This window comes from Streptomyces melanosporofaciens, assembly GCF_900105695.1.
GTDB lineage: Bacteria > Actinomycetota > Actinomycetes > Streptomycetales > Streptomycetaceae > Streptomyces > Streptomyces antimycoticus.
The window spans coordinates 3,593,235-3,607,145 of the sequence record NZ_FNST01000002.1; the positions used below are offsets into that span (position 1 = coordinate 3,593,235).

At 72.9% G+C, this 13,911-nt stretch carries 12 protein-coding genes; 9 read left to right on the forward strand and 3 right to left on the reverse strand.

The window, feature by feature from the left end:
- The first annotated feature begins 28 nt into the window (after positions 1 to 28).
- From BLV72_RS18020 to BLV72_RS18050, 7 genes are all read left to right on the forward strand, one after another.
- Complete coding sequence (locus BLV72_RS18020; protein ID WP_093463454.1) at positions 29 to 442, forward strand: DUF3151 domain-containing protein; 414 nt, start codon at positions 29 to 31, stop codon at positions 440 to 442.
- Positions 443 to 647: 205 nt separating this feature from the next.
- Positions 648 to 1,595, forward strand: a complete 948-nt coding sequence (locus BLV72_RS18025; protein ID WP_244320827.1) for a tryptophan 2,3-dioxygenase family protein — start codon at positions 648 to 650, stop codon at positions 1,593 to 1,595.
- Positions 1,588 to 3,012 carry a kynureninase gene (gene kynU, locus BLV72_RS18030; RefSeq protein ID WP_244320829.1) on the forward strand — a complete coding sequence of 475 codons (1,425 nt, stop codon included), beginning with the start codon at positions 1,588 to 1,590 and terminating at the stop codon, positions 3,010 to 3,012. Before BLV72_RS18025 ends, kynU begins: the two co-directional genes overlap by 8 nt.
- A 3-nt stretch (positions 3,013 to 3,015) precedes the next feature.
- Positions 3,016 to 3,891 carry an alpha/beta hydrolase gene (locus BLV72_RS18035; RefSeq protein WP_093463456.1) on the forward strand — a complete coding sequence of 292 codons (876 nt, stop codon included), beginning with the start codon at positions 3,016 to 3,018 and terminating at the stop codon, positions 3,889 to 3,891.
- Positions 3,892 to 4,295: 404 nt separating this feature from the next.
- Positions 4,296 to 5,675: a sensor histidine kinase gene (locus BLV72_RS18040; protein WP_093463457.1), complete on the forward strand. Its 1,380-nt coding sequence runs from the start codon at positions 4,296 to 4,298 to the stop codon at positions 5,673 to 5,675.
- Positions 5,672 to 6,367 (forward strand): response regulator, encoded by a 696-nt coding sequence (locus tag BLV72_RS18045; protein ID WP_093463459.1) that lies wholly within the window; start codon positions 5,672 to 5,674, stop codon positions 6,365 to 6,367. Before BLV72_RS18040 ends, BLV72_RS18045 begins: the two co-directional genes overlap by 4 nt.
- Positions 6,368 to 6,493: 126 nt before the next feature.
- The gene (locus tag BLV72_RS18050; protein ID WP_093463460.1) at positions 6,494 to 7,720 is read left to right on the forward strand and encodes a cytochrome P450; all 1,227 of its coding nucleotides are present in this window, start codon (positions 6,494 to 6,496) and stop codon (positions 7,718 to 7,720) included.
- A gap of 144 nt (positions 7,721 to 7,864) precedes the next feature.
- On the opposite strand, the gene BLV72_RS18055 is transcribed toward BLV72_RS18050, so the two are convergent.
- Positions 7,865 to 9,517 (reverse strand): ABC transporter permease, encoded by a 1,653-nt coding sequence (locus tag BLV72_RS18055; protein ID WP_093463462.1) that lies wholly within the window; start codon positions 9,515 to 9,517, stop codon positions 7,865 to 7,867.
- Complete coding sequence (locus BLV72_RS18060) at positions 9,514 to 10,431, reverse strand: ABC transporter ATP-binding protein (RefSeq protein WP_093463463.1); 918 nt, start codon at positions 10,429 to 10,431, stop codon at positions 9,514 to 9,516. The genes BLV72_RS18055 and BLV72_RS18060 overlap by 4 nt, the downstream gene beginning before the upstream one ends.
- A 92-nt stretch (positions 10,432 to 10,523) precedes the next feature.
- On the opposite strand from BLV72_RS18060, the gene BLV72_RS18065 reads away from it, so the two are divergent.
- A complete protein-coding gene (locus tag BLV72_RS18065) occupies positions 10,524 to 11,069 on the forward strand; it encodes a GbsR/MarR family transcriptional regulator (protein ID WP_093463465.1) in 546 nt (181 codons plus the stop codon).
- A 277-nt stretch (positions 11,070 to 11,346) separates the two neighbouring features.
- On the opposite strand, the gene BLV72_RS18070 is transcribed toward BLV72_RS18065, so the two are convergent.
- Positions 11,347 to 12,393 (reverse strand): hypothetical protein, encoded by a 1,047-nt coding sequence (locus BLV72_RS18070; RefSeq protein ID WP_093463467.1) that lies wholly within the window; start codon positions 12,391 to 12,393, stop codon positions 11,347 to 11,349.
- A gap of 214 nt (positions 12,394 to 12,607) precedes the next feature.
- Between BLV72_RS18070 and BLV72_RS18075 the strand changes: the two genes are divergently transcribed.
- Positions 12,608 to 13,891 carry an adenylosuccinate synthase gene (locus tag BLV72_RS18075; RefSeq protein WP_093463468.1) on the forward strand — a complete coding sequence of 428 codons (1,284 nt, stop codon included), beginning with the start codon at positions 12,608 to 12,610 and terminating at the stop codon, positions 13,889 to 13,891.
- The last annotated feature ends 20 nt before the right edge of the window (positions 13,892 to 13,911 follow it).

A 13,911-nucleotide genomic window follows, 5' to 3' on the forward strand; every position in this document is an offset into this window, starting at 1 on the left:
GGGCCCCGGACCAGGCAGACTGGAACCCATGGCCATTCACGAGAACCTGCTCGGGGGACCGCCCCCGACCCATCTGCCCGACGACCCGGAGCCACGGGAGCTGCTCGCCTCCGGCGCGGCCCCGTCCGAGGTCGCCGCGAAGTACCCGGCCTCCTCGCTCGCCTGGGCCCAGCTCGCCGACGAGGCGTTCGAGGCCGGCCGGGTGGTCGAGTCCTACGCGTACGCCCGCACCGGCTACCACCGTGGACTCGACGCCCTGCGCCGCAGCGGCTGGAAGGGCCACGGTCCCGTGCCCTTCGAGCATGAGCCCAACCGTGGCTTCCTGCGCGCCCTGTACGCGCTCGCGCGCGCCGCGCAGTCCATCGGCGAGCAGGAGGAGTACGAGCGCTGCTCGACCTTCCTGCGCGAGAGCTCCCCGACCGCGGCGGACACGCTCTCCTGAGACGCAACGAGACGTAACGAGGCGTACCGGGCCTGTGGGGTGTCGTACGCCCCACGGGCCCCTTCCGTACTTGCCGATCGTCCGTGCGGCGCGGATGATGCGGTGCGGGGCCCCTTCGGCTGTGGGCCCCGAGGGGACCGGGGCTCCGAGACCGAAAGGATGGGGCGGACCGCTACCCGGTAGCGAGCAGTACTCAGGAGATGCGATGCCGCAGCAACCTGTCCCTGACCACGCCGCCCCGGCCCAGGCCACCTCAGGCGGGACCCCTCGAGGCCGGACCGCCCCGGGCGGGACCACGCCGAGCGGGACCACATCAAGCCGGACCGCACCGGGCGGGGCCGAGCTCGAGGCCCCCCATCTGGACTTCGACGGCACCACCCCGTACGAGGACTACGTCCAGGCGTCCGTGCTCACCCACCTCCAGCGTCCCCTCTCCGACGACCCCGGCGAGATGGTGTTCCTGGTGACCACCCAGGTCATGGAGCTGTGGTTCACCGTGATCGTCCATGAGTGGCACACCGCCGCGCAGGCGCTGCGCGAGGACGATCTGCCCACGGCGATGGCCGCGCTCCAGCGCTCGGCCTACGAGCTGGAGTCGCTCAACGCCTCCTGGAAGCCGCTGGCCCATCTCACCCCCGGCCAGTTCAACGCATACCGCTCCGCACTCGGCGAGGGCTCCGGCTTCCAGTCGGCGATGTACCGGCGGCTGGAGTTCCTGCTCGGCGAGAAGTCCGCGTCCATGCTCGTCCCGCACCGGGGCGCGCCGCGGGTCCACGCCGAGCTGGAGAAGGCGCTGACCGAGCCCAGCCTCTACGACGAGGTGCTCCGCTATCTCGCCCGCCGCGGCCTCGCCGTCCCGGCCGCCGTGCTGGACCGCGATCCCGCCCTGCGCTATGAACCCGACCCGGGGGTGGAGCGGGTCTGGGAGGAGATCTACTCCGGCCCGCGCGAGGATGAGCTGGTCCGGCTCGGTGAGGCGCTCACCGAGGTCGCCGAGCTGGTGTGGCGCTGGCGCAACGACCACCTGGTGGCGACCCGGCGGGCGATGGGCGCCAAGACCGGCACCGGCGGCTCGGCCGGGGTCGCCTGGCTGGAGAAGCGCGCGGGCAAGACGGTCTTCCCCGAGCTGTGGACGGCGCGCAGCCATGTCTGACGCGACGATCCCGACGGAGTCGGCGGGCGCCGCGCCGAGGAGTGCCGAGTCCGGGGCGACGGGGGCTGAACCGACCGGCACGGGGGCTGAACCGACCGGCACTGGGGCCGAGCCGACCGGTGCCGAGCACGGTCTGGCCGAGACCGGGGCGGCCGAGCGCGGTCCAGCCGCGCCTGGTGCGGCCGAGTCCGGGGCGGCCGAGCCCCGTCCGCCCCGGACCGCGCTGAGCGACGAGGCCACCACACTTGACGCGGCGGACCGACTGCGCGCCAAGCGCGACGCCTTCACCCTCGACGACGTGATCTACCTCGACGGCAACTCGCTGGGCGCGCTCCCGCGTGCCGTCCCGCACCGGCTGGCCGAGGTGGTCGCCCGCGAATGGGGCGAGCTGCGCATCCGCTCCTGGGAGGAGAGCGGCTGGTGGACCGCGCCGGAGCGGATCGGTGACCGCGTCGGCCGGCTCGTCGGCGCCGCCCCCGGCCAGGTCGTGGTGGGCGACTCGACGAGCGTGAACGTCTTCAAGGCGGTCGTCGCGGCCGTACGGATCGCCCAGGAGCGCGGCGCCCACCGCGATCAGATCCTGGTCGACGAGACCACCTTTCCCACCGACGGCTATATCGCCGAGTCCGCCGCCCGGATGACCGGCTGCACCCTGCGGCAGGTGGCGGCGGGCGACATGCCCACCGCCGTGGGCGCGCGTACCGCCGTCGCGCTCGTCAACCACGTGGACTACCGCACCGGCCGCCTCCACGACCTGCCCGGGACCACGGCCGCCGTACACGCGGCGGGCGGGCTCGTCGTCTGGGACCTGTGCCACAGCGCGGGCGCCCTGCCGGTCGGGCTGGACGCCCACGGGGTCGACCTCGCGGTCGGCTGCACGTACAAGTACCTCAACGGCGGGCCCGGCGCGCCCGCGTATCTGTACGTCGCCCGTGCGCATCAGCCCCGCTTCGACTCGCCGCTGCCCGGCTGGAACTCGCATGCCGACCCGTTCGGCATGGCCTCCGCCTACACCCCGGCCGACGGTTCGGCCCGCGGCCGCGTCGGCACCCCGGACATCCTCTCGATGCTGGCGCTGGAGGCCGCCCTCGAGGTGTGGGACGACGTGACGATCGAGGACGTCAGGGCCAAGAGCCTGGCCCTGACGGACTTCTTCCTCCGCTGCGTCGAGGACTATGTCCCGGCCGGCCGCGTGCAGTCCCTCACCCCCGCCGCACACGCCGAGCGCGGCAGCCAGGTGGCGCTGCGGTGCGCGGACGCGGGGGAGGTGATGGCGGAGCTGACGCGGCGCGGTGTCGTGGGCGACTTCCGCCGCCCCGATGTGCTGCGCTTCGGCTTCACCCCGCTGTACACGGGCTTCGCCGAGGTGGAGCGGGCGGCGCGGGTGCTGGCCGACGTGCTGCCGAAGGAGGGCTGACCGATGGGCGGGGCAGCGGCCGAGGAGACGTCCGTCCTGGGGCTCGCACCCGTGGCTCCGGACCGGACCGCAGCATACGGCGAACACCCGGACCAGGTGGCGGACTTCTACCTTCCGTCCAGGCCGCGCGGGGCCGTCCGCCCCGCCCCGCTGGTCCTCCTCTTCCACGGCGGCGCCTGGCGCGCCCCCTACGACCGCCGTCATGTGTCCCCCTTCGCCGCCTTCCTGGCGGGGCGGGGGTTCGCGGTGGCGTCGGTCGAATACCGCCGCGGCGGGGCGGACCCCGCGCGGGCGGGGCGGTGGCCGGAGACGTTCGACGACATCGCGGCCGCCGTGGATACGGTGCCGGGCCTCGCCCGGGAACTCGGGCTCCCCGGGGCGGACCCGGACCGCGTGGTGCTCACCGGGCACTCCGCGGGCGGGCACGCCGTGCTGTGGGCGGCGGCCCGGCATCGGCTGCCGTCCGGCACTCCCTGGCATCTGCCCTCCTCCTCCCCGCTCCGCGGTGTCGTCGCCCTCGCCCCCATCGCGGACCTCGCCACGGCCCGCGCTCTGGACGTGTGCTCCGGCGCCGTCGGCGAACTCCTCGGTGAAGTGCGCGGCGACGGCGATGAACTGACGGCCCGGCTCGCCCTCGCCGACCCCGCCGCACTGCTGCCCACCGCGATCCCCACCACCATCGTGCAGGGCGGCACCGACATCGACGTGCCACCGGCGGTCGCGGACGCCTTCGCGGCGGCCGCGACCCGCGCCGGACAGGACGTACGGCTGGTCAGGACGGAGGGCGGACACTTCCCGCCCATCGACCCCACCATGCCCGTCGCCCACACCGTCGCGGACGAGATCGCCCACGTGGCCGGGACAGGCCCGGCAAGGTAGTCGGGGCGCCGTCGGCCGTAGCGCTCCCGACCGCGCAGCACCGCGGCGCACTCGGCGCCCTGCTACCGGCCCGCGCCCGGCCGCGCAACCCGCGGCACAACCTGGCGCTGGACGCGCGTGGTGGGGCTCCGCCAAACCCCTGGGGTCCAGGGGCGAAGCCCCTGGTTACGGGAAGGGGCGGGGAGGGGAAAGGCCCGCCGGACACCCCGTAGCGCCGCAGCGCACCCGACCAGGCCCCACCGCAGCGCACCCGGCCACGCCCCACCGCAGCGCACCCGACCAGGCCCGACCGCAGCGCACCCGGCCACGCCCCACCGCAGCGCGCGCCCCGCCGCGTAGTACTTGAGTCGGACGCCGCGCAATCCACATTCCCGGGGACGACGGCGCCGCAGGCGCTCTCTACCGTGGGCGGCGTGACCCAGACGATTCCGCACACCGAACTCCGCACCATCCGCCAGGCGTTCTCCGATCTGCGGAAGGATTTGATCACCGGTGCCTTCGCCCTCCGCCCGGTGCCGCCGCTGGCCGCCACGCATCTGCTGGTGCGCCACATGCCCCGGACGGTGCGGCCGTACGCGCCGTGGTTGCCGCATGCCGCGATCGTGGTCGGCGCCTTCTATCTCATGGCCGTGGCGAGTGAGACCGAGAGCATGGGGCTGGCCCTGCTCAGCGCCGTACCCCTGCTGGTGGCGCTCTACCGGCCGATCGGCGCCTGGTGGCTGTCCTTCGCGGCGAGCGTCTTCTGGGGCCTGGGCGTCCCCGAACCGGTCGCGAGCAGCATGTGGCCCTGGCCGGCGACCCTCTTCGCCTCGCACATCGCGGTGATGATGATCGTCGCGAGCCAGAACCGCCCGCGGGTGGCCGGGCAGATGCTGCTGCTCACGGCAGCGTTGGGGATCGCCTGCGATTTCAGCGCCGATGGGGGGCACACGAACGCCTTCCCCATGGTGGTCGCCTCCTGCGGCATCGTGGGCGCCGTCGTCGCCCGGCGCAGTCTGCGCGAGACCAAGCAGCAGGTCGCCGTGCAGCAGTCGGCCACCTACGAGGAGCGCTCCCGCCGCACCCTGCTGGAGGAGCGCGCCACCATCGCCCGTGAGTTGCACGATGTCGTCGCGCACCACATGTCCGTGATCGCCATCCAGGCGGAGGCGGCGCCCTACCGGGTGGCGAACCCGCCGGAGGAGCTGGCCACCAGCTTCGCGACCATCCGGGAGAACGCGGTCGCCGCGCTCACCGAACTCCGCCGCGTCCTCGGCGTCGTCCGCGCCGACGACCCCGATGCCTACGCCGACGCCGACCCCGAGGCGCCCCAGCCGACCCTCGCCACGCTCGACACGCTCTTCGCGGGGGTCCGGGCGGCCGGGCTGACCGTCGAGCACGTCATCACCGGCGCCGTACGCCCGCTGCCCTCCGGTGTGGAGCTGTCGGCCTACCGGATCATCCAGGAGGCGCTGTCCAACGCACTGCGCCACGCCCCCGGATCCACCGCCCGCGTCGAGATCGCGTACGTCCTCGGCGGTCTGGGCCTGCGGATCGTCAACGGCCCGCCCACCCAGCCCGTACGCCCCTCGCCGGGCATGGGCCATGGGCTGCTCGGGATGCGGGAGCGCGTGGCGATGCTGAACGGGGAGATGACGGCGGGAGCGGTGGCGGAGGACGGCGGCTACGAGGTCGCGGTCTTCATCCCGGCCGCCGCGGTCCCCGAGGCGGACGCCTCCACTCCGGACACCGCGACGCCCCCGCGGCAGGGGCCCGCCCCGGAAGCAGGGACGATGAAGCCATGACGACCGATGTCACCGCTTCCATCCGCGTGCTGATCGCCGACGACCAGGTGATGGTCCGCGAGGGCTTCTCCGTGCTGCTGAACGCCCAGCCCGATATCGAGGTCGTCGGCGAGGCGATCGACGGGCGCCAGGCCATCGCCCAGGTCGCCGCCCTGCGCCCCGACGTCGTCCTGATGGACATCCGGATGCCGGAGGTCAACGGCCTCGAGGCCACCCGGGAGATCGTCGCGGCGGACGCGGACGCCAAGGTGCTCGTCCTGACCACCTTCGACCTGGACGAGTACGTCTACCAGGCGTTGCGGTCCGGAGCGAGCGGCTTCCTGCTCAAGGACGCCTCCGCCCGTCAGCTCGGCGATGCGGTACGCGTCGTCGCGGCGGGCGAGGCACTGCTCGCGCCGACCATCACCAAGCGTCTGATCACCACGTTCTCGCGGATCGGGGAGGCCGCCGGGCTCGGCGGCCCGCTTCCCTCCCCGCAGGGGCGGCTGGCCGAGCTGACCGAGCGGGAGAACGAGGTTCTGGTGCTGGTCGCCCAGGGCTGCTCCAACGCCGAGATCGCCGAGCGGCTGATCGTCGCCGAGTCGACGGTGAAGACGCATGTCAGCCGGATCCTGGTGAAGCTGGGGCTGCGCGACCGCACCCAGGCGGCGGTGTTCGCGTACGAGGCCCGCCTGGTCACCCCTGGAGGCTGAGCGGGCGCTGGGGCGTCCCCGGAGGCCGAGCGTGCCCTGGAGGCCGAGCGTGCCCTGGAGGCCGAGCGTGCCCTGGAGGCCGAGCGTGCCCTGGAGGCAGGGCGGGCCCGGCGGTACCGTCCGGGGATGAGCAGCAGCAGCGCGGAAGCCCCCGCCTTCGACCCGTGGCAGCCGTCGTTCGTCGCGGACCCGTATCCGGCGTACGCCGCGCTGCGCGAGCGCGGCCGCGCGCACTGGTTCGAGCCCTCCCGCCAGTGGCTGATCCCGCGGCATGCGGATGTCAGCGCCCTGCTGCGGGACCGCCGGCTCGGCCGCACCTATCTGCACCGCTTCAGCCATGAGGAGTTCGGCCGCACCGCGCCGCCGCCCGAGCACGAGCCGTTCCACACCCTCAACGACCACGGCATGCTCGATCTCGAACCGCCGGACCACACCCGGCTGCGGCGGCTCGTCTCCAAGGCGTTCACCCCGCGGACCGTCGAGGCGCTGGTGCCGACGATCCGGCGGTTCGCGGACGAACTCGTCGACTCCCTCGTCGCCTCGGGCGGCGGCGATCTCATCGCGGCGGTCGCCGAACCGCTGCCGGTGGCCGTCATCGCCGAGATGCTCGGCATTCCGCGGGCCGACCGCCCCGCGCTGCGGCCCTGGTCGGCGGACATCTGCGGGATGTACGAGCTGGGCCCGAGCGAGGAGACGGCGCGCCGGGCGGTGCGCGCGTCCCTCGAATTCTCCGGCTATCTGCGCGAGTTGATCGAAGCGCGCCGTAAGACCCCGGGAGACGATCTGATCAGCGGGCTCATCGCCGCGCACGACGAGGGCGACCGGCTCACCGAGCAGGAGATGATCTCCACCTGTGTGCTGCTGCTCAACGCGGGCCACGAGGCCACGGTCAACACCACGGGCAACGGCTGGTGGGCGCTGTTCCGCCACCCCGAGCAGCTCGCCCGGCTCCGCGCCGACCCGGACGCGCTGCTGCCCACCGCCGTGGACGAACTCCTGCGCTTCGACACCCCGCTGCAGCTCTTCGAGCGCTGGGTGCTGGAGGACATCGAGATCGACGGCACGATCATCCCGCGCGGCAGCGAGGTCGCCCTGCTCTTCGGCTCGGCCAACCGCGACCCGGCCCGCTTCGAGCGCCCCGACACCCTCGATCTCTCCCGCGCCGACAACCCCCATGTCAGCTTCGGCGCCGGGATCCACTACTGCCTCGGCGCCCCGCTGGCCCGTCTGGAGCTCGCCGCCTCCTTCGGCGCGCTGCTCCGTAAGGCGCCCGGGATGCGGCTGGTCAAGGAGCCGGAGCCGCAGGCGAACTTCGTGATCCGCGGGCTGCGGGAGCTGCTGGTCGAGCTCTGAGCGAACGACGGCGGCCGGCCGGCGGACACGCAGACAGCCGGCAGACACAGCACCCCGCAGAGTGCGCAGACAAAAGGGCCCCCCGTTGTCCACAGGCTGTGGACAACGGGGGGCGGTTGCCGGGGTGTGGTGGGCCGACGGGGGTCAGCCGCCGATGTCACGGCGGCGCAGACCCACCAGTCCTCCGGCGGCGAGAACGACCGAGAGAAGCAGCAGCCACAGGAAGGGTGCGGCCGTCACCTCGTCGCCCGGCAGCTTCGGCAGATGGCTGAAGGGCGAGGTGTTCATGACGGAATCGGACAGCTCCAGCGCCGGGCCCATCCAGCCCAGGGCGACCACCCAGCCGACGAAGGCCCAGGCCGCGGCCGAGTACTTCGGCAACACGCCCACGAGGAAGAGCGTCACGCTGGTGAGCACCCACAGCGCCGGGAGTTGGGCGAGGGCGGCGCCCATACAGCGGCCGAGCTGGTCGGCCAGATCGCCCGCCGCGATGCCGTAGCCCAGGCCGAGCGCCAGACCGCCGATGGCGAGGATGACGACCGGGCCGAGGTAGGCGATGACCAGATGGCTCCCGGCCCAGCGCAGCCGGCCCACGGCGTTGGACAGCAGGGGCTCGGCGCGCTGGTCGGTCTCCTCGCTGCGCAGCCGCAGCACGGAGCTGGCGGTGTAGACGGCGAGGATGGTGCCGAGGACGCCGACCATGGCGGCCAGGAACGCGTCATTGAGACCCTGGGCGCCGCCCATCCGCTGGATGATGTCGCGGGTCTGGTCGCTGTCGCCGAGGAAGTCGTCGGCACCGTCGGAGATGGATCCGAAGATGGCGCCCGCGAAGACGAAGCCCGCGGCCCAGCCGAGCAGGGCACCGCGCTGCAGCCGCCAGCCCAGGCCGTAGACCCCGGTCAGCAGCGGGCCCGCGGTCGGCGGGCCGGGACGGCTGGCGTAGAAGCTGGCGCCCACGTCGCGACGGCCCGCGAGGGAGTACGCGAGGCTGATCGAGGCCGCGGCGAGCACGGCGATCAGCAGCAGCGGCCACCAGCGCTCGCCCCCGTACGGCCGGGCGTACTCGGCCCAGCCCAGCGGCGAGAGCCAGACCAGGACGTGGCCGGAGCCCTTGGTGCCGTCCTCGGCGGCGTCACCCGCCATGCGCAGCACGAAGGCGACGCCGACCGCGGCGGAGCTCAGGCCCCGGGCCAGCCGTGCGTTCTCCGTGAGCTGGGCGGCGACGGCGGCCAGACCGCCGAAGGCCATACCGGACAGGCCGACGGCGAGGCCGAGCGCGAGCGCGCCGGTGCCGCCCTGGCTCGCGAGGCTGCCCGCGATGAGCAGGGTCACCGCGCCGTTGGCGATGCCCACGGCGAGCAGCGCCGAGGTGAGACCGGCGCGGCGGCCGACCATGCCGGCGGAGAGCGCCTCCTGACGGCCGGTCTCCTCCTCCTCACGGGTGTGCCGGATCACGATGAGCAGGCTCATGATCGCGGCGAACACCGTAAGGAAGGCACCCACGCGCCACACGGTGAGCGCGCCGAGCGAGTCGTCGAAGGCGGCGCCGAACAGGGCCCGGGTCGAGCCGTTCCCGTTCATGTCCTGGACGAGATCGGCGCGCCGGGCGGGGGTGTCGTAGGCGCTCTTCAGACGGCCGACGGTGCTGCTGGCCGTGAGCCCCAGGCACAGCACCCACACCGGCATCATGATCCGGTCGCGCCGCAGGGCGAGCCGCAACAGCGTGCCCGTGCCGGCCAGATCGCGGGCCGATCCGCGGGCGCGGGGGGAGACCCGGGCGTCGGCTACGGCGGTCATCGGGTGATCGCCTCGGCTTCCGTGTGCGAGATGTCGTCCTGGTAGTGGCGCAGGAAGAGCTCTTCCAGGGTGGGCGGGGTGGAGATGAGGCTGCGCACCCCGGCCTGGGTGAGCTGCCGCAGCACGGCGTCCATCTTGTCGGTGTCGACCTGGAGCTTGACCTGGCGGCCCTGAATGTCCACGTTGTGCACACCGGGGAGGCCGGACAGGCCGTTCGGCTCTCCGGCGAGCTCGGCGGTCACCGACGTACGGGTCAGATGGCGCAGCTCGGTGAGCGAGCCGGACTCCACCCGCTTGCCCTTACGGATGATGCTCACCCTCCGGCAGAGCGCCTCGACCTCGCTGAGGATGTGGCTGGAGAGCAGCACCGTACGACCACGGTCGCGCTCCTCGGCGACGCACTCGCGGAAGACCTCCTCCATGAGGGGGTCGAGCCCGGAGGTCGGCTCGTCGAGGATCAGCAGCTCCACTTCGGATGCGAACGCGGCGACCAGGGCGACCTTCTGCCGATTGCCCTTGGAGTACGTACGGCCCTTCTTGGTGGGGTCGAGCTCGAACCGCTCCAGGAGCTCGGCGCGGCGTGCGGAGTCCAGCCCGCCGCGCAGCCGTCCGTACAGGTCGATGACCTCTCCGCCGCTCAGGTTGCGCCACAGGGTGACGTCCCCGGGGACGTAGGCGATGTGGCGGTGGAGGTCGACCGCGTCGTGCCAGGGGTCCTTGCCGAGCATCTGCACCGCACCGGAGTCGGCGCGGAGCAGACCGAGGAGGACCCGGATGGTGGTGGACTTCCCGGCGCCGTTGGGCCCGAGGAAGCCATGGACCTCACCTGCCTCGACTTCGAGGTCGAGGCCGTCCAACGCGTGGGTCCGGCCGAAGGACTTGTGGAGGCCGGACACGGAGATTGCCGTTTTCATGATTTCGAAGCTACGCTAGTTTCACAAAATTGTGAAGTTAAGGAACCATATAAACTTATGATGATGTGACGAAGAGAGGAGATGATGAAGCGGTGAGGGAGACGATCGAACCGGAGGACGCGCCCGGTGATGCGCGGGACGAAGCGGCGGTGTCCAGGTTCGTCGAGCGGTTCGCGGCCGATCTTGCCGAGGCCGGTATGCAGCGCATGGCGGCGCGGGTCTTCGCGGCGCTTCTCGTCTCCGACGCCGGGGCCCTCACCTCCGCCGAGCTCGCCGAGCAGCTGCGGATCAGCCCGGCGGCGGTCTCGGGCGCGGTCCGGTATCTGTCCCAGGTGGACATGGTGGTGCGCGAGCGCGAGCCGGGCTCCCGCCGCGATCGATACCGGCTCTACAGCGAGGTCTGGTACGAGACCCTGACCCGCCGCGACCAGATACTGGCCCGCTGGGAAAGCACCATGCGGGACGGCGCGAAGGTGCTCGGCCCCGGCACCCCGGCGGGGCTGCGGATCACCGAGACCGCCGACTTCTTCGAATTCGTCCAGCAGGAGCTGCCCCGGATGCTGGAGCGCTGGCGCGCCCACCAGGCCGCGGACCGCGCCGCCGAGGCGCGCGCAGCGCGCGAGGTGGAGGCGGGCTAGCGGTCGGGGCGGCGCACCGGGCCCGGTGCCTCCGGCCCCGTAGCCGCCGGGGCCGGGGGTGCCGGCCCCGGGGGCGGTTCGCCGTACGGTCCCGCCCGGCTCCGGATGCGGTCCCCTTCGGCCGCGCGCCAGTGGCGGTCGCATACGGCCCGGCGTCGGGGTCCGTCGCGTGCGGCCCGGTGCCGGTGGCCCTCGTGTCCGGCCCGGTGTCGGTGGCCCTCGTGTTCCGCCCCGCACGGGTATCGCGCCGTCCGCCCCGTGGTGGCGCGAGTGGGGCTCAAGGGCGGTGGGGCAGCATCAGAGACCACGCCTCCGCCAGGACCGTCCAGGTGCGGCTTCGCACCGGGCCCCGGATCAGCGCGTCCGCGTGATAGCGGAAGTCCGGGCCGGAGACGGTGACGGCCCGCGCCCGGGTGCGCAGCGGGCCGTCCGCCGCGTGGGGATGGACGACGACCTCGGCCAGCCCGCCGCCCGGTGCGGCCGTCGAGACCGAGACCCGCTCCACCGGCCGGTCCAGATCGGTCAGCAGCACGCCGTCCGCCTCGATCCGCAGCCGCTGCGGCGGCGGATGTGCCGGTCGCCGGGCGCCGCCGGCCAGCCCGATCACGGGGAGCGAGAGCAGCGTCAGCGCGGTGCGGGCGGTGCGGGCCGCCGGGGTCCACCACGGCCGGTTGCCGTCGCCGTCCGGAACGTCGCCGGGCGAGCCTCCGCCGTGCCCGCCGGCCCCGCCGTCCCCGCCGTCCCCGCCGTTCTCCCCGTCTTCCTCGGCCCGGCGGCGGCGGTCGCGGTCGCAGGGATCGCAGCGGCAGTCCCGGCCCCTCGACCCGCCGCCGAACGGCCCCGGGTCGTGCCCATCCGGCCCGGCCGCCGCGCCGCATCCGCCGCCCGGCGTCCCGTGCGCACCGTAAGGAGCGCGTCCGGAGGGGATCCGCAGGCCGCCGAGGACCACCCCGCCGCTCTCGTCCACCAGCAGATCACGTGGGCGCGCCGTCCCGTCGAGGACCGTACGGGCCGCGGCGACCGCGTCCGTCGGTACGCCGAGCGAATGGGCCAGGGCGACCGTCGCGGAGCCGCCGACCGGGACCACCGACAGCGTCGCGTCCGCCAGCTCCCGCCGTCGGTGCAACAGCTCCACCATCCGCAGCAGCGCGCGGTCGTCGCCCACCAGCACCGGCCGGCGGGCGCCGCGGCGGGCCAGAGCCCGCTCGACTTCCTCCGGGCCGTCCGGCAGGCAGATTTTCGTCTGCGCGCCCGCACACAGCACATCCTTCGCGATCCGCACCGACTCCCCGTCCGTTCGCCGGGCGTTGGGGTCGATGACCATGAGCAGCGGGCGCCCCCGGACGGTGTCCGGCGCAGGGGGCCGGGGATCTGGAGCCGACACCTCGGTCCTTCCTCAGGTAATCTCTCGGTGCAAGAGCCCCTGTCGCTGTTGCGCCAGGGGCTTCGTCTATCCGGGGCACCGGTTCGACGGCTCTTGTGGTGGCGCACGTCACCATGCACGTTGGACATGCCCCGCCCGGAAGGGGTGTACGCCTGTGCCCGCACTTGTGCTGCTCGGTGCTCAGTGGGGTGACGAGGGCAAGGGAAAGGCCACCGATCTGCTCGGCGGCTCCGTGGATTATGTAGTGCGCTACCAGGGCGGTAACAACGCCGGCCACACCGTGGTGGTGGGCGACCAGAAGTACGCGCTGCACCTCCTCCCGTCCGGAATCCTGTCGCCCGGGTGCACCCCGGTCATCGGCAACGGTGTCGTCGTGGACCCTTCGGTCCTGCTCTCCGAGCTGAGCGGACTGGATGAGCGCGGCGTCGACACATCCAAGCTGCTGATCAGCGGTAACGCCCATCTGATCACGCCGTATCACACGACCCTCGACAAGGTGTCGGAACGCTTCCTCGGCAAGCGGAAGATCGGCACCACCGGACGCGGCATCGGCCCGGCCTACGCGGACAAGATCAACCGTGTGGGCATCCGGGTCCAGGACCTCTTCGACGAGTCGATCCTGCGGCAGAAGGTAGAGGCGGCCCTGGACAACAAGAACCAGGTGCTGGCCAAGCTCTACAACCGCCGTGCCATCGCGGTCGACCAGGTCGTCGAGGAGCTGCTGGGCTACGCGGACCCGCTCAGCGGCTATGTCGCCGACACCACCCTGCTCCTCAACAACGCCATCGACCAGGGCCAGGTGGTCCTCTTCGAGGGCGGCCAGGGCACGCTGCTCGACGTCGACCACGGCACGTATCCCTTCGTCACCTCCTCCAACCCGACCGCGGGCGGCGCCTGCACCGGCACCGGAGTGGGCCCGACGAAGATCAACCGCGTGATCGGCATCCTGAAGGCGTACACCACCCGCGTCGGCGCGGGTCCGTTCCCCACCGAGCTCCTCGACGACGACGGCGAGAAGCTGCGCACCATCGGCGGCGAGCGTGGCGTGACCACCGGGCGCGACCGGCGCTGCGGCTGGTTCGACGCGGTCATCGCGCGCTATGCGACCCGGGTCAACGGCCTGACCGACTTCTTCCTCACCAAGCTGGACGTGCTCACCGGCTGGGAGCGGATCCCGGTGTGCGTCGCCTACGAGATCGACGGCAAGCGGGTCGAGGAGCTGCCGTACAGCCAGACCGACTTCCACCACGCCAAGCCGATCTACGAGGCCCTGCCGGGCTGGTCGGAGGACATCACCCAGGCCAAGACCTTCGACGAGCTGCCGAAGAACGCGCAGAAGTACGTCCAGGCGCTGGAGGAGATGTCGGGCGCCCCGATCTCGGCGATCGGCGTCGGACCGGGCCGCGACGAGACCATCCAGATCAACTCGTTCCTCTGACCCTCCACGGGACCCTCGAC

Excerpts from the sequence above, each read along its gene's own strand:
- BLV72_RS18020 (WP_093463454.1), top strand. The coding sequence starts at position 29 with ATGGCCATTCACGAGAACCTGCTCGGGGGACCGCCCCCGACCCATCTG.
- BLV72_RS18025 (WP_244320827.1), top strand. The coding sequence starts at position 648 with ATGCCGCAGCAACCTGTCCCTGACCACGCCGCCCCGGCCCAGGCCACC.
- kynU (WP_244320829.1), top strand. The coding sequence starts at position 1,588 with ATGTCTGACGCGACGATCCCGACGGAGTCGGCGGGCGCCGCGCCGAGG.
- BLV72_RS18035 (WP_093463456.1), top strand. The coding sequence starts at position 3,016 with ATGGGCGGGGCAGCGGCCGAGGAGACGTCCGTCCTGGGGCTCGCACCC.
- BLV72_RS18045 (WP_093463459.1), top strand. The coding sequence starts at position 5,672 with ATGACGACCGATGTCACCGCTTCCATCCGCGTGCTGATCGCCGACGAC.
- BLV72_RS18050 (WP_093463460.1), top strand. The coding sequence starts at position 6,494 with ATGAGCAGCAGCAGCGCGGAAGCCCCCGCCTTCGACCCGTGGCAGCCG.
- BLV72_RS18055 (WP_093463462.1), bottom strand. The coding sequence starts at position 9,517 with ATGACCGCCGTAGCCGACGCCCGGGTCTCCCCCCGCGCCCGCGGATCG.
- BLV72_RS18060 (WP_093463463.1), bottom strand. The coding sequence starts at position 10,431 with ATGAAAACGGCAATCTCCGTGTCCGGCCTCCACAAGTCCTTCGGCCGG.
- BLV72_RS18070 (WP_093463467.1), bottom strand. The coding sequence starts at position 12,393 with ATGGTCATCGACCCCAACGCCCGGCGAACGGACGGGGAGTCGGTGCGG.